Origin of the sequence: Nocardia sp. NPDC046473, from assembly GCF_040645995.1 — a bacterium.
Lineage (GTDB): Bacteria > Actinomycetota > Actinomycetes > Mycobacteriales > Mycobacteriaceae > Nocardia.
Genome location: NZ_JBEYZJ010000006.1, coordinates 94,858 through 120,171 on the forward strand (window position 1 = coordinate 94,858; position 25,314 = coordinate 120,171).

29 protein-coding genes and 1 pseudogene are annotated in these 25,314 nt (G+C 66.1%); 21 read left to right on the plus strand and 9 right to left on the minus strand.

What is annotated here, in order from left to right; genetic code table 11:
* Positions 1-122: 122 nt before the first annotated feature.
* Positions 123-380, minus strand: a complete 258-nt coding sequence (locus ABZ942_RS21930) for a helix-turn-helix transcriptional regulator (RefSeq protein WP_357384745.1) — start codon at positions 378-380, stop codon at positions 123-125.
* A 190-nt stretch (positions 381-570) separates the two neighbouring features.
* Between ABZ942_RS21930 and ABZ942_RS21935 the strand changes: the two genes are divergently transcribed.
* The 10 genes and pseudogenes from ABZ942_RS21935 to ABZ942_RS21980 all read left to right on the plus strand — a co-directional run bounded on the left by ABZ942_RS21935 (position 571) and on the right by ABZ942_RS21980 (position 6,778).
* Positions 571-762, plus strand: a complete 192-nt coding sequence (locus ABZ942_RS21935) for a hypothetical protein (RefSeq protein WP_357384747.1) — start codon at positions 571-573, stop codon at positions 760-762.
* Positions 763-860: 98 nt separating this feature from the next.
* Positions 861-1,112, plus strand: a complete 252-nt coding sequence (locus tag ABZ942_RS21940) for a hypothetical protein (RefSeq protein ID WP_357384749.1) — start codon at positions 861-863, stop codon at positions 1,110-1,112.
* Positions 1,109-1,369: a hypothetical protein gene (locus tag ABZ942_RS21945; RefSeq protein WP_357384751.1), complete on the plus strand. Its 261-nt coding sequence runs from the start codon at positions 1,109-1,111 to the stop codon at positions 1,367-1,369. The genes ABZ942_RS21940 and ABZ942_RS21945 overlap by 4 nt, the downstream gene beginning before the upstream one ends.
* A 410-nt stretch (positions 1,370-1,779) precedes the next feature.
* The gene (locus ABZ942_RS21950) at positions 1,780-2,004 is read left to right on the plus strand and encodes a hypothetical protein (RefSeq protein WP_357384753.1); all 225 of its coding nucleotides are present in this window, start codon (positions 1,780-1,782) and stop codon (positions 2,002-2,004) included.
* A gap of 495 nt (positions 2,005-2,499) precedes the next feature.
* Positions 2,500-2,697, plus strand: a complete 198-nt coding sequence (locus ABZ942_RS21955; protein ID WP_357384755.1) for a hypothetical protein — start codon at positions 2,500-2,502, stop codon at positions 2,695-2,697.
* Between the two features lie 9 nt (positions 2,698-2,706).
* Complete coding sequence (locus ABZ942_RS21960) at positions 2,707-3,066, plus strand: hypothetical protein (RefSeq protein ID WP_357384757.1); 360 nt, start codon at positions 2,707-2,709, stop codon at positions 3,064-3,066.
* 1,199 nt (positions 3,067-4,265) lie between these two features.
* Positions 4,266-4,405 (plus strand): annotated as a pseudogene (locus tag ABZ942_RS21965) (N-acetylmuramoyl-L-alanine amidase); the annotation flags it as partial.
* 256 nt (positions 4,406-4,661) lie between these two features.
* Entirely contained in the window at positions 4,662-4,943 is a 282-nt protein-coding gene (locus ABZ942_RS21970; RefSeq protein WP_357384759.1) for a hypothetical protein, read from the plus strand.
* Between the two features lie 68 nt (positions 4,944-5,011).
* Entirely contained in the window at positions 5,012-5,242 is a 231-nt protein-coding gene (locus ABZ942_RS21975) for a hypothetical protein (RefSeq protein WP_357384761.1), read from the plus strand.
* Positions 5,243-5,674: 432 nt separating this feature from the next.
* Positions 5,675-6,778 carry a GGDEF domain-containing protein gene (locus ABZ942_RS21980; RefSeq protein WP_357384763.1) on the plus strand — a complete coding sequence of 368 codons (1,104 nt, stop codon included), beginning with the start codon at positions 5,675-5,677 and terminating at the stop codon, positions 6,776-6,778.
* Between the two features lie 54 nt (positions 6,779-6,832).
* Here ABZ942_RS21980 and ABZ942_RS21985 read toward each other — a convergent pair whose 3' ends face one another.
* A complete protein-coding gene (locus ABZ942_RS21985) occupies positions 6,833-8,668 on the minus strand; it encodes an acyl-CoA dehydrogenase (RefSeq protein ID WP_357384765.1) in 1,836 nt (611 codons plus the stop codon).
* Between the two features lie 227 nt (positions 8,669-8,895).
* On the opposite strand from ABZ942_RS21985, the gene ABZ942_RS21990 reads away from it, so the two are divergent.
* Both ABZ942_RS21990 and ABZ942_RS21995 read left to right on the plus strand, forming a co-directional pair.
* On the plus strand, positions 8,896-9,492 hold the full coding sequence (locus ABZ942_RS21990) for an alpha/beta family hydrolase (RefSeq protein ID WP_357384767.1): 597 nt from the start codon (positions 8,896-8,898) through the stop codon (positions 9,490-9,492).
* A gap of 139 nt (positions 9,493-9,631) precedes the next feature.
* Positions 9,632-11,116, plus strand: coding sequence for a prolyl oligopeptidase family serine peptidase (locus tag ABZ942_RS21995; RefSeq protein WP_357384769.1), 1,485 nt, complete (start codon positions 9,632-9,634; stop codon positions 11,114-11,116).
* Positions 11,117-11,118: 2 nt separating this feature from the next.
* Here ABZ942_RS21995 and ABZ942_RS22000 read toward each other — a convergent pair whose 3' ends face one another.
* The 4 genes from ABZ942_RS22000 to ABZ942_RS22015 all read right to left on the minus strand — a co-directional run bounded on the left by ABZ942_RS22000 (position 11,119) and on the right by ABZ942_RS22015 (position 15,193).
* Positions 11,119-11,820 carry a class I SAM-dependent methyltransferase gene (locus tag ABZ942_RS22000; RefSeq protein WP_357384771.1) on the minus strand — a complete coding sequence of 234 codons (702 nt, stop codon included), beginning with the start codon at positions 11,818-11,820 and terminating at the stop codon, positions 11,119-11,121.
* A gap of 10 nt (positions 11,821-11,830) precedes the next feature.
* Positions 11,831-13,051, minus strand: coding sequence for an erythromycin esterase family protein (locus tag ABZ942_RS22005; protein ID WP_357384773.1), 1,221 nt, complete (start codon positions 13,049-13,051; stop codon positions 11,831-11,833).
* A gap of 96 nt (positions 13,052-13,147) precedes the next feature.
* Positions 13,148-14,254: a DUF4185 domain-containing protein gene (locus tag ABZ942_RS22010; protein WP_357384775.1), complete on the minus strand. Its 1,107-nt coding sequence runs from the start codon at positions 14,252-14,254 to the stop codon at positions 13,148-13,150.
* 177 nt (positions 14,255-14,431) lie between these two features.
* Positions 14,432-15,193 carry a crotonase/enoyl-CoA hydratase family protein gene (locus tag ABZ942_RS22015; RefSeq protein ID WP_357384777.1) on the minus strand — a complete coding sequence of 254 codons (762 nt, stop codon included), beginning with the start codon at positions 15,191-15,193 and terminating at the stop codon, positions 14,432-14,434.
* A gap of 148 nt (positions 15,194-15,341) precedes the next feature.
* Here ABZ942_RS22015 and ABZ942_RS22020 point away from each other — a divergent pair, with 148 nt between their 5' ends.
* Genes ABZ942_RS22020 through ABZ942_RS22030 form a run of 3 tightly spaced genes read left to right on the plus strand, consistent with a single transcriptional unit; the run spans position 15,342 to position 18,285 of the window.
* A complete protein-coding gene (locus ABZ942_RS22020) occupies positions 15,342-16,874 on the plus strand; it encodes an acetyl-CoA acetyltransferase (RefSeq protein ID WP_357384779.1) in 1,533 nt (510 codons plus the stop codon).
* Positions 16,871-17,635 carry a crotonase/enoyl-CoA hydratase family protein gene (locus tag ABZ942_RS22025; protein ID WP_357384781.1) on the plus strand — a complete coding sequence of 255 codons (765 nt, stop codon included), beginning with the start codon at positions 16,871-16,873 and terminating at the stop codon, positions 17,633-17,635. The genes ABZ942_RS22020 and ABZ942_RS22025 overlap by 4 nt, the downstream gene beginning before the upstream one ends.
* Positions 17,620-18,285 carry a TetR/AcrR family transcriptional regulator gene (locus ABZ942_RS22030; RefSeq protein WP_357384783.1) on the plus strand — a complete coding sequence of 222 codons (666 nt, stop codon included), beginning with the start codon at positions 17,620-17,622 and terminating at the stop codon, positions 18,283-18,285. The genes ABZ942_RS22025 and ABZ942_RS22030 overlap by 16 nt, the downstream gene beginning before the upstream one ends.
* Positions 18,286-18,293: 8 nt before the next feature.
* On the opposite strand, the gene ABZ942_RS22035 is transcribed toward ABZ942_RS22030, so the two are convergent.
* A complete protein-coding gene (locus tag ABZ942_RS22035; RefSeq protein WP_357384785.1) occupies positions 18,294-19,079 on the minus strand; it encodes an alpha/beta hydrolase in 786 nt (261 codons plus the stop codon).
* 134 nt (positions 19,080-19,213) lie between these two features.
* Here ABZ942_RS22035 and ABZ942_RS22040 point away from each other — a divergent pair, with 134 nt between their 5' ends.
* The 3 genes from ABZ942_RS22040 to ABZ942_RS22050 all read left to right on the plus strand — a co-directional run bounded on the left by ABZ942_RS22040 (position 19,214) and on the right by ABZ942_RS22050 (position 20,159).
* Positions 19,214-19,438: a hypothetical protein gene (locus ABZ942_RS22040; RefSeq protein WP_135233911.1), complete on the plus strand. Its 225-nt coding sequence runs from the start codon at positions 19,214-19,216 to the stop codon at positions 19,436-19,438.
* Positions 19,425-19,721, plus strand: coding sequence for a hypothetical protein (locus tag ABZ942_RS22045; RefSeq protein ID WP_357384788.1), 297 nt, complete (start codon positions 19,425-19,427; stop codon positions 19,719-19,721). The genes ABZ942_RS22040 and ABZ942_RS22045 overlap by 14 nt, the downstream gene beginning before the upstream one ends.
* A 102-nt stretch (positions 19,722-19,823) precedes the next feature.
* On the plus strand, positions 19,824-20,159 hold the full coding sequence (locus tag ABZ942_RS22050; RefSeq protein ID WP_357384790.1) for a hypothetical protein: 336 nt from the start codon (positions 19,824-19,826) through the stop codon (positions 20,157-20,159).
* Positions 20,160-20,161: 2 nt separating this feature from the next.
* On the opposite strand, the gene ABZ942_RS22055 is transcribed toward ABZ942_RS22050, so the two are convergent.
* Positions 20,162-20,452, minus strand: coding sequence for a DUF1905 domain-containing protein (locus tag ABZ942_RS22055; protein WP_357384791.1), 291 nt, complete (start codon positions 20,450-20,452; stop codon positions 20,162-20,164).
* Between the two features lie 104 nt (positions 20,453-20,556).
* On the opposite strand from ABZ942_RS22055, the gene ABZ942_RS22060 reads away from it, so the two are divergent.
* Complete coding sequence (locus tag ABZ942_RS22060) at positions 20,557-21,777, plus strand: acyl-CoA dehydrogenase family protein (RefSeq protein ID WP_357384793.1); 1,221 nt, start codon at positions 20,557-20,559, stop codon at positions 21,775-21,777.
* A complete protein-coding gene (locus ABZ942_RS22065) occupies positions 21,774-23,204 on the plus strand; it encodes an LLM class flavin-dependent oxidoreductase (protein ID WP_357384795.1) in 1,431 nt (476 codons plus the stop codon). Before ABZ942_RS22060 ends, ABZ942_RS22065 begins: the two co-directional genes overlap by 4 nt.
* A gap of 45 nt (positions 23,205-23,249) precedes the next feature.
* Here the strand turns inward: ABZ942_RS22065 and ABZ942_RS22070 are convergent, their stop codons facing one another.
* Positions 23,250-23,738 (minus strand): GAF domain-containing protein, encoded by a 489-nt coding sequence (locus tag ABZ942_RS22070; RefSeq protein ID WP_357384797.1) that lies wholly within the window; start codon positions 23,736-23,738, stop codon positions 23,250-23,252.
* A gap of 98 nt (positions 23,739-23,836) precedes the next feature.
* Between ABZ942_RS22070 and ABZ942_RS22075 the strand changes: the two genes are divergently transcribed.
* A complete protein-coding gene (locus ABZ942_RS22075; protein ID WP_357384799.1) occupies positions 23,837-25,222 on the plus strand; it encodes a styrene monooxygenase/indole monooxygenase family protein in 1,386 nt (461 codons plus the stop codon).
* The last annotated feature ends 92 nt before the right edge of the window (positions 25,223-25,314 follow it).

The window sequence follows — 25,314 nt, forward strand, 5'->3', positions numbered from 1 at the left end:
GAAGTGTTGCGCCGCAACAGTTTGCCGGTCGGAGGTCCGATTCACTGTCTCGTGCAGTAGCTTTCGCGCCGCCGAGACCTGGGCGGCGACGGCAGCGGATGGCGATGTTCAGTTGGGTCGCGTTACTCCTTGGGGCGTTCGACGTCGCGCAGTGCCGCGGCAACGAACTCCCGCATCGGAATGTCGAGCGCCGTGCACAATGCGTGCAGCTGCTGCATGTCCGGGGACCGATCGCCGTTCTCGAAGCGTTGGATCGTGCTGACCCCGAGTCCGGTCAGTGCGGCGAGTTGCGGGCGCGTCAGAGCCCGTCGAGCCCGGGCTGCCCTGAGCTCCGCTCCGACCGCACGATTGATATCCGAAGGTACCTTTTGCACACCCATACGGACCATTCTGAGGTCCGAATGGCTACCTGGCAAACGACATGCCGTAAAAGCGCCGAGGATCCCCGCAGGGTATCGGGCATTTCGCCCCATAAAGATCACGAATGAGTTGTGACAGGTCCAAACAGATCTTAGTGAGCTCCTTATGGAACACCTAGACCGCGTGGTTGCCGGGAGAGTGCGGTGCGCCATGTCCGATGCGGGACTTTGTCTCGAGGACTTGGCCGCATGTTCCGGGCTGCCGGCATCCGACCTGCGCAGCCTGCTTGCCGCGCACGGCTCGTTCACCGTGGACGAGCTCGTCCGGATCGCCGCGGTGCTGGATGCCGCATTGTCGACCTGCTGCCCGACGAGGAGGGCATGCGATGACCGTCGCCGATGACCGCGGCTCTCCCGACGAGTCTCAACTGGGAGTACGGCGTGTCACATCAAACATATTGTGATGCGAATCACGCTGTGCCGCAAGGTGGATGAGCTGTGTTGAGCGATCGATCAGCTACCGCCGCGATGGCGCTCGGTCGGGTCGCGCGCGGCGTGCCGCGGCTCGCCGGATTCGGCGCATGGCGGCCCGGCATCTCCGGCATTCCCTACCTCGGCGGCGATGAACCATACGCCGTCGCAATGGTTCTCATCCACGATCCACGCAACCCTCGGGTACGCAGTACGACACTGGTCGCCACACCGCACCGCGCGGCGGAAGCGCCGACCGACGACGAACAGTGCCCACGGTGAGAAAGCCGACGCGAACCCGTCGCGCGAACCGCGCACTCGAGATATTCCGGCACCATATCGGTGCGCGCGTCACGTTCACCGGGCTCGCGGTCGAACGCGGTGTCACCGAACACGGCGTCATCGTCGACGTGGATCACCGAATGGTGTACGTGGACTACGGCTATCCCAATCCGATTTGTGCCGAACTCGGCAATGCCATCCCCACCCACTCGTCGAACCTTCGACTGGAAACCACTATCGCAGCGGCAGATATCTAAGTTACGTTGTTTTCATATGAAATAAATCACAACATAACCCCTGAATAGCTGGGTACTCGTAATCGAGTCGGCCGCCTGTGGGTTCATGCTCTGGAGTTGCTGGATATCGGTTCACGGGTTTGAGACGCGCTTCCTTTTGTGTGCTACTGACAGAGCGCCAACATGCTGCTATGCGGATTCTGCCTCCGCATCGGCTGGATGGCCGTAGAAGTCGCAGTAAGACACCAGATTTGCAGGACTTGTTCCGAAGTCCTCACTGTGCATGCCCCGTTATCGATCGGCAATAGCACCGTAGTCGACGGTGTGGCTGAAAGGTCGCTGACCGACGAATCCCTGTGATAGAAAAATATTGCTCGGCGACCAGCAGGTCGCCGATGGAGGGTTCAATTCTTCAAGGGGAAGATTTCCAGATGAGCAAGATTCGCGTGTTCGGCGTTGTGTTCGCGGCTAGCGCCGGCATCATCCTGGCCGGTTCGGGCCTGGCCTCGGCCGCCGACACGGGCTCCGCCGACAGCGGCTCCGCCAGCCTCAGCGCCGACGCCAAGGGCAACGTGGCCGACGAGGGCACCGGCTCGTCCTCCGTGCTCGTCGACCTCATCAAGGCGCTGAGCTCGGGCTCGGGGGCCGCGAAGTAGTTATCGAAGACACCGACATGCCTTGATCCACACCGGACGGCATATCGGCTCGGAGGGCAGACATAATTGCCCCACCTCGCAGGAGGTGGGGCAATTGTCGTTTCGGAGGCATCGCCGACTCCCGGTCAGCTGCTCAAAAGTAGCTATTTACCTGCGATTTCGAGGCCAACACGTATTCCGGGCTTGACATCCGCCGAGCGTTAGGTGCTGCCACGTGCAGCGCCAGAGCTGCGCCCTCATCCTGAACTTCCCGGGAAACTTCCTTACTATCAATCGCTTTCATACCTCCGCGAATGATGAAGCAGCAGCGCGTATTCGGCTCCGCCACGACGTGTGGCATGCCCCCCCGGAAACCTCTTCGAGATCGACGACAAGCGGGCACGAGCCTGCCGCGCACCCGCCATATACCCCCTGATCGGGGGTGGGGTGCCGCCCTCCCGCGACGCACCGCAAATCCATTGGTGCCGTGAACCTTTCGCCTATCCAAGGTCTGACGTGGGCAACACTGTCCTGGAACTGCTCGATATGGCCGACCACGCCACTCCCGCAGCTCTGCTCACCGTCGCCAAGGCTCGCGAGTCGATGTACGTGCACCGCGCCTGCTCCACGGACCACTGCCGCCGAAAAGCACTGGCCGCCAACACGTTGATCGTCGCGGGCCGCATCGTGCCGGACTCATCCCGCCGTCACTGAGGAGAGGAGGTGGAGACGATCTGGACCGCACACGACGACGCCGACCTCGAATCCGAGATCGCCGGCTGGATCCCCGCCGCGACAGGGTATTCGGGATCCGTGGTGGCGAACGAGGGCCTTGTGGTCCGGAAGCCGAAAACTGCAGCGACATGTGCTGATTCGATCGTGTTAACCGGCAACCAGTTCTACCGCACCACGGCGACGCTACAACTGTCGGTGAGCAACGTCGCGGTGATCGTCGGCGTGGGTACCGCAGCCCCCAGGGGCGGCAACACCACGGTTCTCGTCTCCACTACTCGAGACCTCGAGGTCGGCGACGTCGTGACGTGCAAGTCCAAAGCCTCTCGGAACTCACCACGTACAACCTGAATGTCGGTCCTAATGCGGATACCTTCGTGCGTGTCACGCAATGCAGGACTCCCTGTGCCACTGTCTCTTTCGGGCGTCTCACGCAAAGCCTGCATCGACAAGCGTTTTCATTTACAATAAGTGCGACAGTCGTGCAATCGGCACAAAGATGTGTGCCGATTTCTGGTTGAGCAAACAGAACCTACGGAATGCGATTCGGCATCGTATTTTTAGTGCCGGTGTTACTAGACATTTCTGTGATCCATATCTCGACAGTTACTCGCCGATAGCTGTTGGGCCGCATTGGATCTGTGCCAATGGCTTCTGTTCCGACGGGTGGCCCGACCGCCTTCCTGGAGTACTTGAGGGCACTGCCGCTTCGTCGCAGATCGCATGAGCGTCTGTTATATCTCAGCTAACGCGATCTTCCGCTGACGCCGAAACGGCCTTCGTCCACTCATCCACCACGTGATACCACTATGTACCGGCAGGTCCAGCTGCCGCGCTTCCGGCCGTGTGTGCATCGGAACGAGTGACGCAAACCGGAAGTAACAAGGGGGAAGTCGTCATCCGTCATTGACGGCATGGCGATCGACACGAAGGGATAGCGGACCGCAAACCCGTGGCTCACCTCGAGTCGCGGACGGCGGTCGAGCCCGAGGCTCCGAAGGGGGGAGCCTCGGGCCTTCCCGCGATCTGCTCCTTTTCTGCGCCATTCGTGCCGTGCTGAATCGCGTGCTCGGCCGACGCGGCCGCCGTGCGGTCGGTGCGGTCGGCACCGACGCACGCCTGGCCGACTCCGGGACGCCCACCGTGGCGGGGGCAGGCCTACGACATCGCGTTCAAGTCCCACATGAGGACTCGCACAGTTGGTGCGAGCAACGTCATGCCCGAAAGAGTCCGGATCGAACGCAATATCACCGTCTGCGCAGTGACCTATCGGAGGGAGAGCGCGGGGACCGGCAACCTCGTTGTGGAGCTGCGCAGCAAGAACAGTGGTGTGCTCGTCGGCAGTGCGGCGACGATCGCGGCAGGCAGCCACGCGGCCGACCCTGTCAAGTCCGGCTGGCCGCCAACTGGGGTTCGGCTTACACGCTTCGAGTCGTGCTGCTGAAAACAACTCTCAGATTCAGGCCGGTTTGTTGCCGCTGGCACTTCGACACATTCGTGTGCTTCGACCCGGCCTGAACTCTTCCCATTCAACGAAAGGCAGGACACCTATGTCTTGGACCGGTGATCCGGTGTGGCTCGCCGACGTGCTCCGTGATGAGGGCCTGCGGGTGATCGAATTCCCCGGCTGGTGCGATTGCGGACACGGCGATTTCGGCGATATCGAGGCATCGTCGTCCACCACACCGGTGGAAGATCGATATGTTCGGGAATGGCAGCGGCTATCCGTCGAGCCGGCCCTGGACGTTGTGGTTCTCGAGGATGAAATCCTGGTAGTCGCCGAGTATGGTCTCCAGAATCTGGCACGCTGATTGTTTGGAAGGCTGAGATCGTTCCCATTGCCGGGCTGTATTCGGCGGATCGGCCATCGATGTTACATACATTCTGTATGTGATGAATCACAACTTAGCCGGTAGATTGCTGAGTTCGCGCGTTCCATGCGGTTGATGAATTTCCCCGCACGCAATTGTGTGCCCATTGTTTGCTATGCCTATTCGGCCGGTGCCGTGAATGATCGATGTCGAATGTCTATTGCACTGGATATTGGGCGGTTGCCAGCGGCTATAGTGCCTGCCCCCAACGGGATTGCCGATAGAAATCGGGTCATGGCCTGGCTATACGCTAGCTTACATTTTGAAAGTTGCATGACCTTTGATTTGCAAGCGATGAGCAATCAATGGCGGAAAGCCGCGATGGCTGAATGGTCGCTGGATGCTGAATCCGCGTGATAGAACTGGCCTCGGTCGATGCCAATGGGGTTTTCGGCCAGAGAAGATTCTGTAAAGGAAACAGCTGAATGAGCAAAATGCGTGTGTTCGGAGTCGTGCTGGCTGCAGCGGCAGGTGTCATCGTCGCCGGGTCGGGTTTGGCTACCGCTGGTGCGGCACCGGCCATTACGGTGGAGCCGGGTATCACGGTGCAGCCGGTGATCGGCGTCGGTGAGCCGGATCCGACGGCAACGGGCTCGAGCAAGGCCATCACGGACCTCGCCAAGGCGCTGTCGAGCGGCTCGGCGGGCGCCAAGTAGCTCGTCGAAGAGATTAGAGATACAGCCCCGCGTACTGCTGGGGATGGACGGCGGGGCGTCCAGAATTTCACGAAGCGGCCCGGAGCGATCCGGGCCGCTTTGTCGTATCCATGACCTGCTCACCTCGGTAGGCGCGGATATCGTCGGCGTTTGCTGAAGATTCACGCTTTTGCCGGGATTTGGATCGGACATATCGGGAAGTGGTTCGAGACGACAGGACCCAAGATCCGGGCCGCAGACTTGGTCGAATGCACAAAATGATGTTGACCAGCGCTGATGCTTTACAAATGAGCTACCTGACACATGGCGGACACGTGCACCGCCGGGCAGAGAGTCATACACTTGACCAGTTAGCTGGTGAGATTCCGATGATGAAATCTTGCGCTCGGCGTCTGCGATGGAATTGATCCTTCTGCGCTTGGTGGTGGTCCGGTGGCCAATGCTCGCGTGATGGTCAAGGCTTGGTGGCACGATCAGGCCGATTACAACTGGCTGGCGCGCGCTCTCGACTCGCACGCGGCCGTGCACTGGACCAAGGTGATCGTCGGTGCGGGCGGCGTGGTGCTCGCGGGCATCGCCATCCTGGTGTTGGCCTCCGACACCGGTCCGCCCAGCGAGATCGGCCGGGCGCTCGACTGGATGATCGCCGCGTTCGCACTGTTCTGGGCCGTGCGCTGGTGGTTCCTGCCATGGCCGAGCCGGGGCGAATCGCTGACGCTTTTCGCGGCCGCGGATCTCGCGATCACGGTGGCCTGCCTGCAGGAAGCGAATCGGGTGTACGGCGCGCTCGGGGTGATCCTGCTGGTCGTCACGGGCGGCTACCTGGCGGTCATGCACAACGCCAAGGTGCTGGCGGTGCACGCCACCTGGACGGTGCTTTCGGTGGTGGCGTTGACGGTCAGCATGGTTGCGGTGGGCGGCGATCCGATGGTCGGCCTGGCGATCGTGCTGATCTCGGTGGCCGCGGGCGTTGTCCTGCTGCCTACGATGCAGTTCTGCTACTGGGTGCTGCGCCAGGACGCGATCACGGATCCGTTGACCGCCCTGTTGAATCGTCGTGGCCTGGAACTGCATCTCGCGAAGGTGGGTGCGCCGGGTGGCCGGACGCCGACCTGCGCGATCGCGCTGGATCTCGATCGGTTCAAGGACGTCAACGATCGCTTCGGGCACGGGGTGGGCGACGAGGTGCTGGTGCGGACCGCGAAACGGCTACGCGCCGCGGTCGGCGAGCGGATGGTGGTCGTGCGCACGGGTGGCGAGGAGTTCGTGCTCTTCGGTCACCTTTGCGTGGAGACGGCGCGGACCCAGGCGGAGTTGGTGCGGCGCGTTGTCGCGGAGCCGGAGCCGGTACGGCGATCGGCCGAGCCGGTGGAACCGGTGACGGTGACTGCGAGCATCGGTGTGGTGGTGGTCGACGACGCCTGGCTGCCGCACTCGGTATTGATCCAGCGTGCCGACACCGCCATGTATCAAGCCAAACAGCTCGGCGGCAATACCGTCGTCATCGACGAGCTCATCGAATCCAGCGCTGCCTGAACACGAAAACGGCCCGGAGTGATCCGGGCCGTTTTCGTCGTTTGTGCGTCAGTATCAGAACGCCGCTTCGTCGAGCTCCATGATGTCGTTGTCCAGGTTCGACAGGATGGTGCGGACCGAGGTCAGCTCCGGCAGCATGTTGCGCGCGAAGAACTGCGCGACCGCGACCTTGCCCTGGTAGAACGACTCGTCGGCGCCGGTGGCGCCGTTGTCGAGCGCCTTGATGGCGATCTCGGCCTGCCGCAGCAGCTGCCAGCCGATGAGCAGATCGCCGACGGCGAGCAGGAAGCGGACCGAACCGAGGCCGACCTTGTACAGCTCGGACGGGTTCTCCTGGGCGCCCATCAGGTGCCCGGTGAGCGTCGCGGCCATGCCCTGCACGTCTTCCAGCGCGGTGGCGAGCAGCTTGCGCTCACCCTTCAGGCGACCGTTGCCTGCCTCGGTCTCGATGAACTTCTGCACCTGGCCGGCCACGTGGGCCAGCGCGACGCCGCGGTCACGGGCGATCTTGCGGAAGAAGAAGTCCTGCGCCTGGATGGCGGTGGTGCCCTCGTAGAGCGAGTCGATCTTCGCGTCGCGGATGTACTGCTCGATCGGGTAGTCCTGCAGGAAGCCGGAGCCGCCCAGGGTCTGCAGCGATTCGGTCAGGTACTGGTACGCCCGCTCGGAACCGACGCCCTTGACGATCGGCAGCAGCAGGTCGTTGACCCGGTCCGCGAGATCGGCGTCGGCACCCGAAACCTGCTGGGCGATATCGGGATCCTGGTGCGCGGCGGTGTAGAGGTAGATCGCGCGCAGGCCCTCGGCGTAGGCCTTCTGGCTGGCCAGCGAGCGCCGCACATCGGGGTGATGGGTGATGGTCACGCGGGGCGCGGCCTTGTCGGTCATCTTGGTCAGGTCGGCCCCCTGGACGCGCTGCTTGGCGTAGTCGAGTGCGTTCAGGTAACCGGTCGACAGGGTGGCGATGGCCTTGGTGCCGACCATCATGCGCGCGTTCTCGATGACGTCGAACATCTGCGCGATGCCGTTGTGCACCTCGCCGACGAGCCAGCCCTTGGCCGGAATGCCGTTGCCGCCGAAGGTGACCTCGCAGGTGGCCGAGACCTTCAGGCCCATCTTGTGCTCGACGCCGGTGACGAAGACGCCGTTGCGGTCGCCGAGTTCGCCGGTCTCGTGGTCGAAGTGGAACTTCGGCACGAAGAACAGCGACAGCCCCTTGGTGCCGGGGCCTGCGCCCTCGGGGCGGGCCAGCACCAGGTGGACCGTGTTCTCGAACATGTCGTCCGCGTCGGCCGAGGTGATGAAGCGTTTCACGCCCTCGATGTGCCAGGTGCCGTCTTCCTGCTTGACGGCCTTGGTGCGACCGGCACCGACATCGGAGCCGGCGTCGGGCTCGGTGAGCACCATGGTGGCGCCCCAGTCGCGGTCGACCGCGATCTTGGCCCACTTCTTCTGCTCTTCGGTGCCGTTGTTGTGGAAGATGGTGTTGAAGCCGGGGCCTGCGGCGTACATGTACGCGGCGGGCTGTGCGCCGAGGATCAGCTCACTGATGGCCCAGTGCACGGTGCGCGGCACGCCGAGTCCGCCGAGCTCCTCTGGGATGCCGAGCTTCTCCCAGCCGCCTTCCTGCAGCGCGCGGAAGGACTTCTTGAACGATTCGGGGATCGCGACGGTGTGCGTCTGCGGATCGAAGACCGGCGGGTTGCGGTCGGCGTCGGCGAAGGACTCGGCGAGCGGGCCCTCGGCCAGGCGACGCACCTCGTTGAGCATCTCTTTGACGGTGTCCGTGTCGAGGTCGCCGTAGGCGCCGCTGTCGAGGATGGACCCGAGTCCCAGGACCTCGAAGAGGTTGAACTCCAGGTCGCGGACGTTGCTCTTGTAGTGACCCATTGTCAGTACTCACTCTCCGTTGAGTTGGTGCGGTCGGTTGGTTGACCGTTCCCGCCCGTTGTCGCTCCACCGGTTAGCCGGTTTTTCCGCATGCTACTCGCGGGTAACTTACGGACTATATTACCGGTCGGTAATGGACTGGCAAAGGCTGGAGCGTGAATGTGACGCGAAAAACAGCGGCGCGCGCGGTGCCCGGAGTTGACACGCCGACCGGGTTACCGTGAACCGTGCGCATCGAGACGAGTGCCGGACCGGCCGAGATCGAGCTCGACCGGCCGCGCAAGCCCGCCTTCCTGCTGCTCCTCACGCACGGCTCGGGCGGTGGCATCGAGGCGAAAGACCTCCTGACCGTGCGCGATGCCGCGCTCGACCTCGGCGGCGCGGTGGCCAGGGTGGTGCAGCCCTACCGGGTCGCCGGACGGCGCGCGCCGGGCTCGGCGGTCAAACAGGACGAGGCCTGGCTGGAGATCGTGGCCGCGCTGCGGGCTCGGATCAAAAAGGTTCCGCTGATCCAGGGTGGCCGCAGCAACGGCGCTCGGGTGGCCTGTCGTACGGCGGTCGCGGTCCAGGCGCGCGGGGTGATCGCACTGTCGTTTCCGCTGCACCCGCCGGGGAAGCCGGAGAAGACTCGGCGCGAAGAACTGCTCGACGCAGGTGACATCGAGGTGGTCGTCATCAACGGCGGCAGTGATCCGTTCGGCATCCCGGATGCCGCCGACGCCGCAGAAGTACGAGTGATCCCCGGCCAGCCCCACTCGTTCCGCACCGGGTTCGACGTCATCGCACACACCGTCACGCCGTGGTTGCAGCGGTGGAGTACGTAGCTGTTTCCGTTCAGGGCCGATCGCGTTACTCGTCGGCAGCGCATCCCCCGGTGGCGGTACATCGAAAGTACTTGTAGGACCGAGGTTCTAGCTCCGCGGCCCGATGTAGGGCGACGACCGCGTCGATAGCGTTCGATGCATGCAGAGTGCCTTGATCGCCTGGCTGCAGCGCACCTCGTCAGCGATCCGCAAACCGTCCATCCGACGATCAGTTCTTCTCGTGGCCACCGCTCTCGTGTGCTTCGGCGCGAGCGTGCCCACTGCCGGTGCGGTTCCGTCCGACGACCTGGACCGACAAGAGGTCACCTTTCAGAGTCACGGGCTGACGCTGCACGGCACCGTTTTCCTACCGCGTGCCGCCGTCGACGCACGACGGCCAGGCATCGTGCTCATCCATGGTTCGGGCCCGGGGCCGCGCAGCGAATACGTCCCCGAGGCGGAGGCGTTCGCCCGCGCAGGCATTGTCGCGCTGGCCTTCGACAAACGCACGGACGGCTATTCGCACATGAAACGAGACTTCAGTCTGCTGGCCGATGATGCGCTCGCCGGTGTCGAGACCCTGCGCGGTCGCGCCGACGTGGACCCGGCCCAGGTCGGGCTCTGGGGATTCAGCGAGGGCGGCTGGGTGGCTCCGCTGGCCGCCGCGAAGTCGCCGGACGTCGCGTTTCTGGTCACCATCGGCGCGTCCGGGTTCGACCCGCTGCGCCAGCAGGCCTGGAGTTTGGGCAATCAGCTACGCCACCATGGGATTTCCGGAGTATTCCGCGATGCGGTTGCCCGGCCGGGGGCGCTGCTGATGTCCGACACCGGACTGTTCCCGGAAGCCGGGTATGACCCGGTTCCCGTGCTCGAGCGGCTTCGACTGCCGGTCTTGGCGCTATGGGGCGAGCACGACACCCAGATCCCGCCTGCCGAGAGCGCCGCGGTGTTCCAGCGGGCGCTGGACCGCGCAGGTAATCAGCACGCCACCATCCGTTTCGTGCCCGGGGCCGGCCATTCCGGGCACGCCACCACCGATGGCTTCGACAAAGTCGGCGGTCTGGTCGTCGACGGCAAGGCGCTCGGCGCGCTCGGACCCGGCTATGTCGACGTGATGACCTCCTGGGTCCAGTCGGTAGCGGCCGGACACGCACCGCCGTCCAGCGCTGAACCTGTTCCTGCGCAAGCAGATACGAGCCAGCCTCCGTCGAGTGGCGCCTGGTACGAGGCGGCCGCGGTGCGATATGCGGCCCTGGCGCTGTTGCTGATCGGCTTCGCTGGATACCCGCTCACCGCCTGGGTCGGGCGACGCGCGGAATCCGGTCGTCATCGGGCCGAGTGGCCGGCCCGATGGTTGTCTGTGACCGGGTTCGTTGCCGTCGGCGGAACGCTGATCTACCTGCTGTGGATCTTCGCCACCAGCGGTGCGGGTGCCACCGCGTTCGTCGCGGGCCGCACCTTGCCATGGCTACTGCTGCAGATCTGTGCCTGCGCGGTGCTGCTCGCGACGGCCGCCACCGCGATCACCTGGTGGCGGACGCGGGACCAGGTGACCGGGGTGGTCCGGGTCCGGCTCGCCTCACTGATCCTCGCGGGCGCGTTGTTCATACCTTGGGCCCTGTACTGGCAGTTACTCCTGCCATGACCTCACGAGGCCGGTTCGATCTCATCCGATCCGGTGGCCGGGCGGGTGGCGATGACCAGGGCGTCGATGGCGTCGCGGCCCTCGGTGGGACGGAAGACGCGCTCGGCCAGCTGGATTCGAATGTGGTGGTCGGCGATGGCCGCACCGAGGTCGGCGACGATGTCGTCCGGGGTGAAGAGGACGTCGGGGTGCTGCGGGCCGCCGTAACCGTCGGTGAGGTTGGTGGTGTCGTGGCCGAGGACGAGCAGGGTGCCGTCGGGGACCAGCAGCTCCGCGGCTCGGCGGACCACCTTGCTCCGCTGGTCCGCGGGCAGATGCAGGAACACCATCAGGACCAGCTCGAACGGACCGGTGATCTCCGCCGCGTCGAAATCGGTGACGTCGGCGCACTGCCAGCTGACGCGGCTGCGCACCGAGCGAGACAGCCGGGTGGCGATGGTGCGGCCCTTGTCGACGCCGACCTGCGAATAGTCGACGGCGTGCACCTGCCAGCCATGGGTGGCCAGCCACAGGGCGTTGCGGCCTTCGCCGCAGGCCAGGTCCAGGGCGCGAGGCAGCTCGGGTGCTTCGCCGTCCGGGCCGTCCGGGCGCAGTGGCGTCCGTCGCTCGAGGCCGAAGACGTGCTCCACCACGGTGCTGTTCGGCGGTGCGCCCCAGACCAGGTCGGTTTGGGCGTAGCGCTCGTCCCAGTCGGTCGCATCCATGACCGCGAGTCTATTGACCGTCGAGCGGCAGCCAATGCACCGGCGAGGTTTCCCGGACATGTACCAGGACATCGAAGGCGTCGGCCAGGGAGGCGACGGAGATGTTGGCTTCGGCGTCCTTGGCAGGGTCGTAGATGCCGCTGATGACGCGTGCCTTGGCCGGGCTTGCCAGCCACGCACGCACCGCCTCCGGCGCGGTGTCGCGGAGGTCTACGTAGTAGGCGGGCAGGTCGACCGAGCCGAGGATCGCATCCACCAGGTCGGGCTGGGGGTCGGGCGCCGTGGTCATGCCGAGGTCGCCGTGGTGGAAGCCGAGGGCGACCGAGGCGTAGCCGGCGCCGAACTCGTCGTGCAGGTAGGCGCCGAGGCCGCGGAATTCCGCTGTCCCCATGCCCAATCGGAGGTTCGTGGTGTGTGCGATGCCGTCCCAGTAGACGATCTTCGCGCCCGTGTCGCGCTGCCGATCGATGACCCGCTGTCCGGCGGGTCGCTCGTCACGGGCGAACCCGCCCTGTCCGGCGACGCTGTTGTCGTGGAAGTCGGCAATCAACTGCAGATGCCGGTGGGCATCCGCGTATTCCGTTGTGGTCGGCAGGTTTTCGAACAAGGCAACAGCGTCTCGCGCGTGTTCGGCAAACGGGCGTCCCGGATGAATGCCCTGATGGCGCTGGACATGTTCGTCCACCTGATGCGCCGTCCGAATCGGCGCGAGGTGAGCCTCGATGGCTGCCAACCGATCCGGCGCGACTCGGCGCACGTAGTCGAGCACCACGTCGTAGTCCGCGGGCTCGGCGCTCGGCGGCTGGACACCGAACACTCGAACCTGGTCGTCGGGATGCGCCTGGTTGAACGCGCGGATCCACTCCAGTGCCGCAACGGTTTCCGTCGTCCGCCACGGCCGCCACGAGCCGGCGAGTACCGATTCGGGATCACCGGCTCCGGTGCGCACGTATCGATCCCACCGCTCGCCGGAACGAGCGCTGTCCTGAATTGCCAACCCGCGGAAACCATGTCGTTCGACCAGTGCACGGAAGACCCGCTCCTGCATCCCGTAGATCTGCCGGGAGAATCGTGTCGACTCACCGAGCCCGACCACCGTCGCCGACCCGAGCCGATCGATCAGCGGATCGAGGTCGGATCCGGTGTAACCGGGATCGGTATCGACGATCGGACGGGCGTTGGCGCTGAGCCACGCACGGACGGTGGCGATCTCGGGTGCGACGGTTCCCATGGTTCCTCCTGCGGCGACGACGATCTGACACGGCCAAGCCTCATACATGAAGCATTGTTGAGGTCAAGGCCGCGTCGGAACTCGGCGGTGGAACCCCTACAGCGGTGTGCGCATGAGCAGCACGTTGTACTGGCTGTGCACGGTCGTCAGGTAGTACAGGTCACGCCCGGTCTGGTACGGGAAGATCGACGGCGCGTACGCGCTCGGCAGTTCCCTGGTGTCGATCAGCACCTCGGGATCGCTCCACGGACCGGTCGGCGCCGACGCGCGACGCAGCACCACCGAGTTGAACGGGTCGGTGGTGAGCGAGATGTACTGGCCGAGATAGGCGTTGTACATCACCGACAGCTCGCCGACGCCCCACATGATCGGTGCCGCGGCGTTGACGTCACCGCGCTTCCATGCCCCGCCGTCCCAGTATTCGTACGCGCCGAGATCGGCGATCTGGGCTTCCGGCACCCGCGCGACGAACGCCTGCTGGTTACGGCCGGACGGGGTGCCGTACTCGTAGATGAAACCGCCGTCCTTGAGGAAGGCGTTCATCTGGAAGTTGCTGTTGCCGCCGTCGTCCGGGCGTCGGGTGGCGGGCAGCTCGCCCCAGGTCTCGCCGTTGTCGCCGGAGGCGGCGAGCCCGGAGTAGTTGGTGCTCCACTGCCCGACCTCGTCCCAGCTGCGCACGGACATGAGGCTCATGAATTGGACGCCGCCCACCGAGATGCCCGCGGTGGGAATGCGGCTAATCTCCAGAAAAGGTATTTTCGGGCTCGGTATCAGATCGCGCGCCTGACCGAATACATCGCGGACCACGCTGTCGAAGTAGATGCCGCCCGCCGGATTCTGGGTGTGGCTGCGCGTCAGAATATTGGACCGCCACGACCACATGCTGCCAGCCAAAAGGTTCGGAAATCCGACGCCCGCGGTGTCGCCGAATGCGGTCAGCAACTCGCCGTTCCCGTTGTCCCACATGATGCCGAGGTCGGTGCCGAGCACGTTGTAGGCCTGGGTGTTGTTCGGGCTGGCCATGCCGGTCATCTGGAACACGGCCTTGGTGCGCCCGACGAGGTTGGGCAGGCCGTTGGTTCCGTTGAGTACCGGAATCGGATTGATGGTGTTTGGGTCCGCGATGGCGGGGGTACTCGCAGTGATAAACAATGCCGAAGCGCCCGTCAACGCCGAAAGCAAGATGGCTGCCGTCTTGGTCAAGGTTCGTGAGCCCTCCGTGTCCTCGCCGAGAAGCAATGCGAAACACAGACTCCCGCGATACACAGACCACTCGCGGTGTGTACGCACCACAATTCGACTGGCTGGCAAATCTCTAGGAAATGCTAACAGCGCAGTCGTCGAAAATGTGGTGCGTACCTCAAATGGGCTCGTTGACCGCTAGCTCTTGGCGGGCTTGCTCCGCGTCGTGGCCAGCCGAATGATCAGCGGCAGTTGCGTTGCGCGTTCCACCGCGAAGGTGCGGCGTGTCGAGGCCTCCCACGCCTTGTCGAACAGTCGCTTGACGCCCGCGACCGCATGCGGTGAGCGGATCGCGATGCGGTCGGCGAGCTTCTCCGCGGCCGCCATCGGGTCCGCGGTGACCTCGGTGACCAGGCCGATGCGCTCGGCGTACGCGGCGTCGACCGTATCCGCGGTCATCGCCAGCAGCAGCGCCTTGTCGACGCCGATCAGCCGGGACAGCGTTGCCGCGCCGGTCATGTCGGGCACCAGGCCGTGCTTGGCCTCCATCACCGAGAACTCCGAGTCCGGGGTGGCGAAGCGGAAGTCGGCGGCCAGCGCGAGCTGCAGCCCGCCGCCGTAGCAGCGGCCGTGCACCGCGGCGATCACCGGAACCCGCAGCCTGCGCCAGGCCCAGCAGGCTTCCTGAAACCTGTTGGTGTCGCGCCATGGCAGCGGAATGAAGCTGCGCACGATGGACAGTGGGTCGCCGGTCGCCTTGGCGATGTCGAGGCCGCTGCTGAAGCTCGGGCCGTTGCCGGACAGGATGACCGCGCGCACCTCGTCGTGGCCCGCGATGGTGTGCGCGGTGTCGATCAGGTCGCCGAGCATGTCGATGGTGAGGCCGTTGTGCTTGTCCGGCCGGTCGAGGGTGACGTAGGCGCGGTCGCCGTCGAACCGCAGCGCGATGTTGGTGCCCATGCCCGGATCTTACCCGTGAGTCAGTTCTGCGTTCTGGGCCATTGCCCGGCCGTGCGGTCTCTGTTCTAATCGAACCCGAGTTACCGTCAATGCTGACGGTAACCGCGCCGACGGTGCCGTCGCCGCCCGCAAGATCATCGGAGGAACAATGCTGCCAGCGGGAATGGATCCCCGGACGCCGGTGCTCGTCGGCGCCGGGCAGATCGTGCACCGGAGCGGCGAATCGGGACTGCCCGGCCCGGTCGAACTCGCCGCGGAATCCCTGCGCCGCGCGGGCGCCGACAGCGGCACCGGCGATCGGCTGGTGCGTGCCGCCGACCTGATCGCGGCCGCGGCGCCGGTGAGCAGGCCGTACCCGGATCTCGGTGCGTTGGTCGCGGCCGAACTCGGCGCGTCCCCGAAGCGCACAATGCAGTCCGTGCGTTTCGGCGGTGACGCACCGCAGCGCCTGGTCAACACGGTCGCTCAAGCGATTGCCAACGGGCAGTCCGACATTGCGCTGATCACCGGCGCCGAGGCGGTGGCCGCGTGGAACACCGCCACCCGCACCGGCGCCGCGCTGCAGTGGCCGGAGCAGCCCGACGACGTGCAGCCGACCGAACTCATCGGCTCGGACCGCGCGCCCAACTCCGACATGGAAACCGCGGCCGGGCTGTGGGGTCCGGTGTACTTCTACGCCCTGATGGAAACCGCGCTGCGCGGTCGGCTCGGGCTGAGCGAGGACGAACACCGCGCGCGAATCGGCGGACTGTGGTCGCGGCTGTCCGCAGTGGCGGCGGGCAACACGTACGCATGGCAGCCCGCGGCGCAATCCGTCGCCGATCTGGTGACGCCGACGCCCGCGAATCGGATGGTGTCTACGCCGTATCCGAAGCTGCTCATCGCGAATCTTTCGGTGAATCAGGGCGCCGGACTCATCCTGTGCAGCGCGGCCGCCGCCACTGCGGCCGGGGTGCCGCGCGACCGCTGGGTGTTCCCGCACGGCGGCGCCACCGCGACCGACGAGTGGTTCGTCTCCGAACGCGCGGACCTGGCCGCCTCGCCCGCCATCGCCGCCGCCGGACAGGCCGCGCTCGGCGCAGCCGGTATCGGCATCGACGATGTCGCGCACATCGACCTGTACTCCTGCTTCCCGGTCGCGGTGCAGGTGGCGGCCGAGGCGCTCGGGCTGCCGATCGACGATCCGGCGCGGCCGTTGTCGGTCACCGGCGGGCTCACGTTCGGCGGCGGTCCCGGCAACAACTACAGCACCCATTCGATTGCGACGCTGGTCGGCTTGTTGCGCGAGGACCCGAGTGCCTATGGGCTCGCGACCGCGCTCGGCTGGTACATCACCAAGCACGGCGTCGGCGTGTACTCGGCCGAACCGCCTGCGCAGCTGTTCCATTCGATCGAGGCGGCGGTGCCCGTCGCCCGTCGCGACGCGGCTCCCGGCTACACCGGACCGGCCACGGTCGAGTCGTACACCGTCGCCTACCGCAAGGGCCCTGCGCCCGACCACGTCGACGAACCCGAAGCCGTCGTGGTCAGCGCGCTGACGCCGACCGGCGCCCGCATACTGATCCGGGCGTCCGACGCCGAGACGGTCGCGGCGTTCGATGACGGCGACCCGCTCGGCGCCGCTGCCGACATCACCGCTGCCGACAAGCTCACTCTGCGCTCCGAGAGGACTGTCCGATGAACGATCTGATCTTGATCGAACGACGCGACGCGATCACCCTGCTGACCATCAACCGCCCTGCGGCCCGCAACGCCATCAACCTCGCGACCGCGCAGGCCATCGAGACCGCCGTCGACGAGTTCGAGGCCGACGACACCGCCAGGGTGCTCGTGCTCACCGGCGCAGGCGGAACCTTCAGTGCCGGTATGGATCTCGTCGCCGCGTCGAAGGGCGAGATGCCGATGACGCAGCGGCGCGGTCCGCTCGGTATCGCCGCGAAACCTCCGGTGAAGCCGATGATTTCGGCGGTCGAGGGTTTCGCGCTGGCCGGTGGCTTCGAGTTGGCGCTGTCCGGCGACCTGATCGTCGCCGCCGACAACGTCCAGTTCGGTATCCCGGAAGTGACGCGCGGCTTGGTTGCCGCCGGCGGCGGTGTGCTGCGCCTGACCCAGCGCCTGCCGCGCAGCATTGCCGCCGAACTCGCGCTCACCGGTGGGCGGATCAGCGCCGAACGGCTCTATCAGCTGGGCCTGGTCAATCGGGTCACCGAGCCGGGTGCCGCATTGGACGTGGCCCTGGAACTGGCTGCCGCGATCGCCGCCGCCGCACCGCTGGCCGTCGCCGCGAGCAAGCGGATCATCGACGAGTCGCCGGACTGGACGGTGACCGAGGCCTTCGCCAAGCAGGGCGAGATCGCTTTGCCCGCAATATTTTCCAAGGACGCTGCCGAGGGCGCGCTCGCCTTCGCGCAGAAGCGCGAACCGCGATGGCAGGGACGCTGACTTCCGCCGGGGAACGTGTCCGGGAGACGCAGGCGCAGCGCCGCGCGCGCATGCGCACGCGCCTCCTGGACGCTGCGGTGCAGAGCCTGATCGAGGTCGGTTACGCGGGCACCACCACGCTCGAGGTGCAGAAGCGGGCCGACGTGCCGCGCGGCACACTACAGCATCACTTTCCGACCAAGGCGGATCTGCTCGCCGGTGCGGTCGAGCATCTCGCCGCCCGCCGATTCGACCAGCTGACAAGGGAATTCGCGGAACTCCCGGCTGCGGCGGATCGACTGGAAGCCGCTGTCGAGCTGACCATGCGAATGCTCAGCGGGCCGTCGTTCTGGGCCGCGCTGGAGATGTGGGTCGGTGCGCGTACCGATCCGGAACTGCTCGCCGCGTTCCTGCCGCTGGAGCAGCGGCTGTTCGAGTTGATGCACAACAGCATTCGGGACGTCTTCCGTGCGGAGTTCCCGGATGACCCTCGGGTGCCGACGATTACCGAGTTCACCATCGAGATCATGACCGGTCTCGCCCTGCGGGTGCTGCTGACCGGTGAGGTGGATCGGAACCGAATCATCCAGCACCGCTGGCGAAATGCGGTACGCATCCTGCTGGGGACGGCGCACCCGGACACGCTGACCGAGCCGCGTCAGGAGCGATGACCGCGGTCTTACTTCTTGCCGACGGTGTCCAGCACTGCTTGCGCGCACGCGGCGGGGTCGTCGTAGAACGGCGTGTGCCCACAGCCGTGCAGGGTGCGATGTTCGGCCCCCGGTAGTACCGCGCGGGCGCGGCGGCTCTGGGTGCGGTAGGTCAGCAGGATGTCGCGATCGCCCCAGGCGATGGTGACGGGAATGTCTGGCAGGGCGCCGATTTCGTGCAGCTTGGCGGTGGCGAAGGAAGCCATGGCGGACTCGAATCCCGGCGCCTCGGCCGCACCGTTCGCGGTATCCACCGCCACCTGGGCGCTGACCGCCCAGGCCTTACCGAACACCAGGGTCAGGAACGCGGTCCGCCCCGCGGCGGTACCCAGGATCGTCGGCAGCGCGGGCTTCAGCTGACGCGCGAGCAGCCGTGACTTACCGAGCGACTGCTGACACCAAATGCGACCGGCGTTGTCCCAGAACGCAATCGGCGAAAAGGCGGTGACCGAGCGAGCCAACCCGCGGGCACCGAGGTTCAGCGTGATCAGTCCGCCCATCGAGTTCCCCGCCAGGTGCGGCCGCTCGATCCCTTGCGCGGCAAGGAATTCCGCGAGCGCCTCGGTGAGCGTGTCGACGGTTGTGGTGGCCAGCGGCGCCGAATCGCCGAAGCCGGGCAGATCGACGGCGATCACCTCGTAAGACGCGGCCAGCGTGTCGATGATCGGCTCCCACACCTGCCACCGGCTGCCGATGCCGTGCACCAGAACCAGCGGCTCACCCGCACCGACCCGATGATGGTTCAAAGCAGTCATCGCACCCATCCCAACTCTTCGCCCGGCGCTGCGCCCACAGTAACAGCAGTCACCAGCCATCAGTTGCCGGTCTGCCGGTGAGGACCGCATAATTTCCGCTGGCAGCGGCACGAAAAGCCGGTACGATAAATGGTATGGCAACGCGTAAGGTAACCCTTTCGCTGGACGAGGCCGCCTGGTCCTTCGCCGAGCAGGCGGCGGCCCGTGCGGGCATGTCGCCGTCGGCCTGGATATCGAAGGCCGCTCGGCGTGAGGCCGTGCGCACCGGGTGTGGTCCGGCACCGGACGTGACGGCGCAGGCCGCCGCCGACGCGGCCGAAATGGCCGCCGCCGAGGAGGCGATGCGTGCGGCGGGGTGAACTGTGGATCTACAACCCGCATGGTTCGCCGCGACGCCGCACAGTTGTGCTCATCAGCAGTGACGGCATCAACGAGTCGCCGAGGCCGTGGCTGATCGCCGCCGAGGTGGTCGAGGACGATCCCCAGGACATCCTCGCGGTGCCGGTGCAAAGTTACGGCTGGGTGCACGCCGGGAATATCGGCCGTATCTTCCGGGGGTGGCTCGCGGAACGAGTCGATGAAATGGAATCGGAGACACTGGAACGCCTGGATACCGCGCTGCGCGCCGCGATGGATTTGTGAAAACGCGCACCCCGCGAAGGTTTCCCGCCTGATCGGTACCATCGTGGCCGACGTCCCACAGCGTCCATTCGACGGTGTCCATTTCGACAGATAGGGATTCAGGTGCGGATCTCCCTGATCGCCGCGGCGCTCATCGCGCTGCCGGTGCTCGCGGCATGCGGCAACGACAAAGCGGCGGCAGCGCCGGCGGTGACGCAGGCGGACCTCGCCAAGTCCCTGCAGGACAAGGGTCTCAAGAGTCAGCAACTCGCCGACTGCGCCGCGAAACTCTTTATCGAACAGGGCATCTCGCAGGACGGCCTGCGCGTGATGGTCAGCAACGAGTACGACACCAAGGCCGCGGACCAGGAAACCCTCGGCATGAGCAAGGACGACGCGGAGAAGGCGCGCACCGCGAGCACCCGCATCGCCACCGAATGCATCACCGTTCCGCACTGACCTCACAGGGCGACAACGAGCTCGATCCGCGGTAGTGATCCGGCGCCGAGCTCTTCGGCGCTGCGAACCGCCTTCTTCACCGGCAGCACATACGTGGCGCGTGATTTACTCGGGAACAATGAGGTGGACCAACGGCTCGCGCCGATCGTGACGTGCACGCGGACCGCGCCGAACTGGGCGTAGCGCTCCTCGATCTCGTCGGCGATCTCCTCGGGCAATGAGACGAAATGCCACGACCCCTGCCCGGAGTGTTCCCACACTTCCGCGGTGAACGAGTACTGCGATCCAGCCACGTCGCGACTGTAGCGGGGCCCACCGACAAGTGTGCTGGACCACCATTTCGATCGCGGTGCGCGCAACCAGTGAGCTGAGCAGGGTGCTGCGCCATCGTGGGGTGATGACATCCCTCGAGGCCAAATCCGCCACAGACTCCGAACTGGATGCGGTCTTCGGACCGATCTTCGAGCGCATCGCGCAGGGCGCGGTGGCGCGCGAAGTCGATCGTCGCCTGCCGTTCGAGGAGGTGGGCTGGCTGCGCGAGGCGAAGTTCGGCGCGTTGCGGGTACCGGTCGAGTTCGGCGGGTACGGCGTCACCGTGCGGCAACTGTTCCGGCTGCTGATCGAGCTGGCGGCGGCCGAATCGAACCTGCCGCAGGCACTGCGCGTGCACTTCTCGTTTGTCGAGGATCAGCTGCTCGCGGAGCCGGGACCGAGCCGCGAGCAGTGGCTGCGCACGACGACGAGCACGCTGGTCGGCAATGCGATCACCGAGCCGGGGGTGGGCGCGGTCGACCGCTACCGCACCCGGCTGACCAAGGACGGCGACCGCTGGCTGCTCAACGGCGTGAAGTACTACAGCACCGGCTCGCTGTACGCCGACTACATCCTGGCCGCGGCCGACCGCGACGGCGAGCGGGTGGGTGTGCTCGTCGACGCGAATGCCGAGGGCGTGCGCCAGCACGACGACTGGGACGGCTTCGGACAGCGGCTGACCGCCAGCGGCACAACGGAATTCACTGATGTCGTGATCTCCGCGGAACGAATCCTCGGCCCCGGCTACGGCGCACCCGGCCCGACCTACGCGACCTCGTATCTGCAATTGGTCCAGCTCGCGGTGCTCGCCGGTATCGCACAGCGTGCGGAGCGGGACGCCCGGGAATGGGTGGCTGGACGCACCCGCAGTTACTCGCATTCCGCCGCGGGCGTGCCGCGCCAGGATCCGCTGGTGCAGCAGGTGATCGGCCGCCTGTCGGCCGCCGCGTTCGCCGCCAGGGCCACGGTGCTCGCCGTCGCCGATGTCCTCGACGAGGTACTCGCCGGTGGCGCCAAGGACGAAAAGTCCTTGGTGGCAGCCGAACTCGCCGCCGCACAGGCGCAGCTCGCGGTGATCGATCTGGTACTGCCCGCCACCACGCTGCTCTTCGAGGTCGGCGGCGCCTCGGTCGTCTCGGAACGCCAACGGCTGGACCGGCACTGGCGCAACGCGCGCACCATCTCGGTGCACAACCCGGCCATCCAAAAGGCCAGGGCGATCGGCGATCACCTGCTCAACGGCGCCGATCTGCCGTTCGCGTGGAGCGCGGGCGAACGCAAGCCCGCGGCGGAGGCGGCGCAGTGACCCGCCGAATTCGCTTCAACGCCTTCGACATGAACTGCGTGGCCCACCAATCACCGGGCCTGTGGCGGCATCCGGACGACCAGTCGCATCGGTACAAGGAACTGAGCTACTGGACCGACCTGGCGAAACTGTTGGAGCAGGGGCGATTCGACGGCATCTTCATCGCCGACGTGCTCGGCACCTACGACGTCTACGGCGGTACCGATGTCGCGGCGCTGCGGCAGGGCGCGCAGATCCCGGTGGCCGACCCGCTGCTGCTCGTCTCGGCGATGGCCGCGGTCACCGAGCACCTCGGGTTCGGCATCACCACCGGCACCGGCTTCGAGCATCCCTTTCCGTTCGCGCGCAGGCTCTCCACCCTCGACCACCTGACCAACGGCCGCATCGGCTGGAACGTGGTCACCGGCTATTTGCCCTCGGCGGCACGGAATTTCGGCGCGGACGACCAGCTCGACCACGACGAGCGCTACAACCAGGCCGACGAATATCTCGAGGTGCTGTACAAGCTGTGGGAAGGCTCGTGGGAGGACGACGCGGTGGTCCGCGACGCCGCCGCGGGCGTCTACGTGGATCCGGCGAAGGTGCACCACATCGGCCATCAGGGCAAGCACTTCACGGTGCCCGGCATCCATCTCTCGGAGCCGTCACCGCAGCGCACGCCCGTGATCTATCAGGCGGGCGCGTCGATCCGTGGCGTCCGCTTCGCCTCGGAGAATGCCGAGGCCATCTTCATCGCCGCGCCCTCGAAACGACTGCTCGCCCACACTGTTTCCCGAATCCGGGCGGCATTGCGGGAGGCGGGCCGCGATCCGTACTCGGCTCGGATCTACGCGTTGGCGACCATCATCACCGACGCCACCGACGAGGCGGCGCAGCGCAAGCACGAGGAGTACCTGTCCTACGCCAGCATCGAGGGCGGCCTGGTCTTCATGTCCGGCTGGATGGGCATCGACCTGTCCGGCTATGACCTGGACGATCCGATCGGGCAGGTGGAGAGCAACGCCATTCAGTCCGCCGTCGCCGCCTTCCAGGAGTTCGACGACGACGGCCGGGAATGGACGGTGCGCGATATCGGCCGGTGGGCGGGTATCGGCGGGATGGGCCCGGTGTTCGTCGGGTCCGGCGCCACGGTCGCGGACCGACTGCAGGAATGGGTCGACGATACCGATCTCGACGGCTTCAATCTGGCCTACGCCATCACCCCCGGCTCCTTCGAAGACGTTGTCCAGCACGTTGTTCCGGTGCTGGCCGAACGCGGCGCCTATGCCACCGACTACGTCCCGGGCACCCTGCGCAACGCCCTGTTCGGCGCGGGCGACCGGCTGCCCGACGAGCATCGCGGTGCGCGCTATCGGGTGGGCGCACCCGGATCCACCGTGCTGCCCGACGAGGTTTCGCGTCCCGGAGTTGCCATCACCGCGCCATAGACCGAGCGTTCCGGCGAGCACCCGGGTGTTCGCCGGAACGACAGGCTAAGACGGGAGGGAATCGAGGTAAGCCGCGGCGACGGATTCCAGCCCGTCCTTGTCGATTTCGTCGAACCGGTTCGGTTTCGGGCTGTCGAGGTCGAATACGCCGACGAGTGCGCCATTGTGCACCAATGGAATAACGACCTCGGAGCGTGTTTCGGCGTCGCAGGCGATATGGCCGGGGAATGCATGCACGTCGGGCACCAGTTGGGTTTCCCTGGTCTGGGCCGCGGTCCCGCACACGCCTTTCCCGATGGCGATGCGGACGCACGCGGGCTTGCCCTGGAACGGCCCGACGACGAGCTCGTTTCCATCATAGAAATAGAACCCGACCCAATTCAGGTCGGGCAGCGCGTGAAATATCAGCGACGCGACATTGGCGGCGTTGGCGACCCGGTCCGGTTCGCCCGCCACCAGCGCTTGCGCCTGCGCGGCGAGCTGCTGGTACTGCTCGGTCCGGTCTCCGGTCAGTTCGGCAACGGTGAACGACATGGCCCGAATGGTACGCCAGGGAAAACCCCTGTCTGCTCATTGATTCTCGTTGATCGCAACACTCACGAGGGCCAGGTCACGGCACGGATGATCCGAACATGACAACGCAGAATTCCGTTCCCCGTTCCACCCGTTCGGCCGCGGTAATCGGTGCCGGCCAAACCGGCGTCACTGCGGCACTGGGCTTACTCGACGCCGGATTCGACGTCACCCTCTACAGCGACCGCGATCAACGCGCATTGCGCGACGACGTCCCAGCCACCGGCACCGCGCTCGAATTCGGCATCACCCAGCAGGCCGAGTCCGCCCTCGGGCTGGACACCTACACCGCGCGGGCGCCGCGGCACACCGGACTCAGTGTCCGCATCGCCGGACCGGACCGCGCCGAATTGATCCAATTCGACGGCCATTTCGACGGATACGTCGGCATTGCTGTCGACACTCGCCTGAAGGCCGACGAACGATTGACCGCCTTCCAGGAGCGCGGCGGTCGCTTCGTCGTCGAGAAGGTGACGCCGGAATCCCTCGACACGATCGCCGCGGCCAACGCGCTCACCCTGGTCGCCACCGGCCGCGGCGGACTGTCCGACCTGTTCGCCATCGACCAGGCGCGCACCCCGTACGACGCGCCGCAGCGCACGTTGCTCACCGTCACGGTGACCGGAATCGGTTACGACAAGGACGTTTTCGCGCATCGCAGCGCGGCGGGCGGCGGGCACAGCGGCTTCTCCATCCTGGCCGAGCAGGGCGAGGCATGGTGGGGCCCGTACCTGCACAAGGACGCGGGCCCGAGCTGGGCTTTCCTCGGCTGGGCCCGTCCGGGCAGCGAATGGGAAACCCGGTTCGCCGCAGCGGATTCCGCCGAGTCCGCGCACCGCATCGTGCAGGATCTGTACCGGGACTTCATCAACTGGGATCTGCCCGAGGTGCTGGCCACCCAGGTGATCGCCGACGACCCGCATTCCTGGCTGAAGGGCGCCGTCCGGCCGGTGGTGCGATCCGCCGTCGGGCACACCACGGGCGGGCACGTGGTGGCCTCGCTCGGTGACACCTCCGCCGCCTACGACCCGATCGCGGGTCAGGGCGCGCAGAGCGGGCTCATCCAGGCGCAGCGGCTCGTCGCGGCCGCCGCGGTGCACGACGGCGCGTTCGACGAGGCCTGGTTCACCGAGCAGTACGCGGGCTTCCTCGCGGTGCGCGGCGACGCCGCCAACAAGGTCACCCGGCTGTTCCTCGGCGATCCGGAGCTGGCCGAGATCGGCAACACGCTCTTCGCCGCCGCGAGCGTCGACCCGAAGTTCGCCGCCGCCCTGGTCGGCCTGCTGCACCACCCGCAGCCGTTCCTCGCGGTCGACTCGGTCGAGACGGCCAACGAATTCATCACCAGCGTCACCGGCGAAGACGCGGCGGCCCTGCTCGGCCGCTTCGTACCGGCCGGAACGTTCGCCCGATCCACCTACGCAGACACCCTCGCCAACGCCTGACAACCCGAACATCGCCTGCACCGCGATCCGATCGCACAGATTCAAACCCTCGTGCCGGTCGGATCGCGGTGCTGGAGTGGGAAGAGATCGAC

Bases quoted from the DNA above. Each gene is read 5' to 3' on its own strand.
- ABZ942_RS22025 (WP_357384781.1), top strand. From the start codon at position 16,871: ATGAACGATCTGATCTTGATCGAACGACGCGACGCGATCACCCTGCTG.
- ABZ942_RS21970 (WP_357384759.1), top strand. From the start codon at position 4,662: ATGAATTTCCCCGCACGCAATTGTGTGCCCATTGTTTGCTATGCCTAT.
- ABZ942_RS22020 (WP_357384779.1), top strand. From the start codon at position 15,342: ATGCTGCCAGCGGGAATGGATCCCCGGACGCCGGTGCTCGTCGGCGCC.
- ABZ942_RS22075 (WP_357384799.1), top strand. From the start codon at position 23,837: ATGACAACGCAGAATTCCGTTCCCCGTTCCACCCGTTCGGCCGCGGTA.
- ABZ942_RS22030 (WP_357384783.1), top strand. From the start codon at position 17,620: ATGGCAGGGACGCTGACTTCCGCCGGGGAACGTGTCCGGGAGACGCAG.
- ABZ942_RS21985 (WP_357384765.1), bottom strand. From the start codon at position 8,668: ATGGGTCACTACAAGAGCAACGTCCGCGACCTGGAGTTCAACCTCTTC.
- ABZ942_RS21975 (WP_357384761.1), top strand. From the start codon at position 5,012: ATGAGCAAAATGCGTGTGTTCGGAGTCGTGCTGGCTGCAGCGGCAGGT.
- ABZ942_RS22040 (WP_135233911.1), top strand. From the start codon at position 19,214: ATGGCAACGCGTAAGGTAACCCTTTCGCTGGACGAGGCCGCCTGGTCC.
- ABZ942_RS22035 (WP_357384785.1), bottom strand. From the start codon at position 19,079: ATGACTGCTTTGAACCATCATCGGGTCGGTGCGGGTGAGCCGCTGGTT.
- ABZ942_RS21930 (WP_357384745.1), bottom strand. From the start codon at position 380: ATGGGTGTGCAAAAGGTACCTTCGGATATCAATCGTGCGGTCGGAGCG.
- ABZ942_RS22060 (WP_357384793.1), top strand. From the start codon at position 20,557: ATGACATCCCTCGAGGCCAAATCCGCCACAGACTCCGAACTGGATGCG.
- ABZ942_RS22005 (WP_357384773.1), bottom strand. From the start codon at position 13,051: ATGGGAACCGTCGCACCCGAGATCGCCACCGTCCGTGCGTGGCTCAGC.
- ABZ942_RS21950 (WP_357384753.1), top strand. From the start codon at position 1,780: ATGAGCAAGATTCGCGTGTTCGGCGTTGTGTTCGCGGCTAGCGCCGGC.
- ABZ942_RS22015 (WP_357384777.1), bottom strand. From the start codon at position 15,193: ATGGGCACCAACATCGCGCTGCGGTTCGACGGCGACCGCGCCTACGTC.
- ABZ942_RS22000 (WP_357384771.1), bottom strand. From the start codon at position 11,820: ATGGATGCGACCGACTGGGACGAGCGCTACGCCCAAACCGACCTGGTC.
- ABZ942_RS21935 (WP_357384747.1), top strand. From the start codon at position 571: ATGTCCGATGCGGGACTTTGTCTCGAGGACTTGGCCGCATGTTCCGGG.
- ABZ942_RS21995 (WP_357384769.1), top strand. From the start codon at position 9,632: ATGCAGAGTGCCTTGATCGCCTGGCTGCAGCGCACCTCGTCAGCGATC.
- ABZ942_RS22070 (WP_357384797.1), bottom strand. From the start codon at position 23,738: ATGTCGTTCACCGTTGCCGAACTGACCGGAGACCGGACCGAGCAGTAC.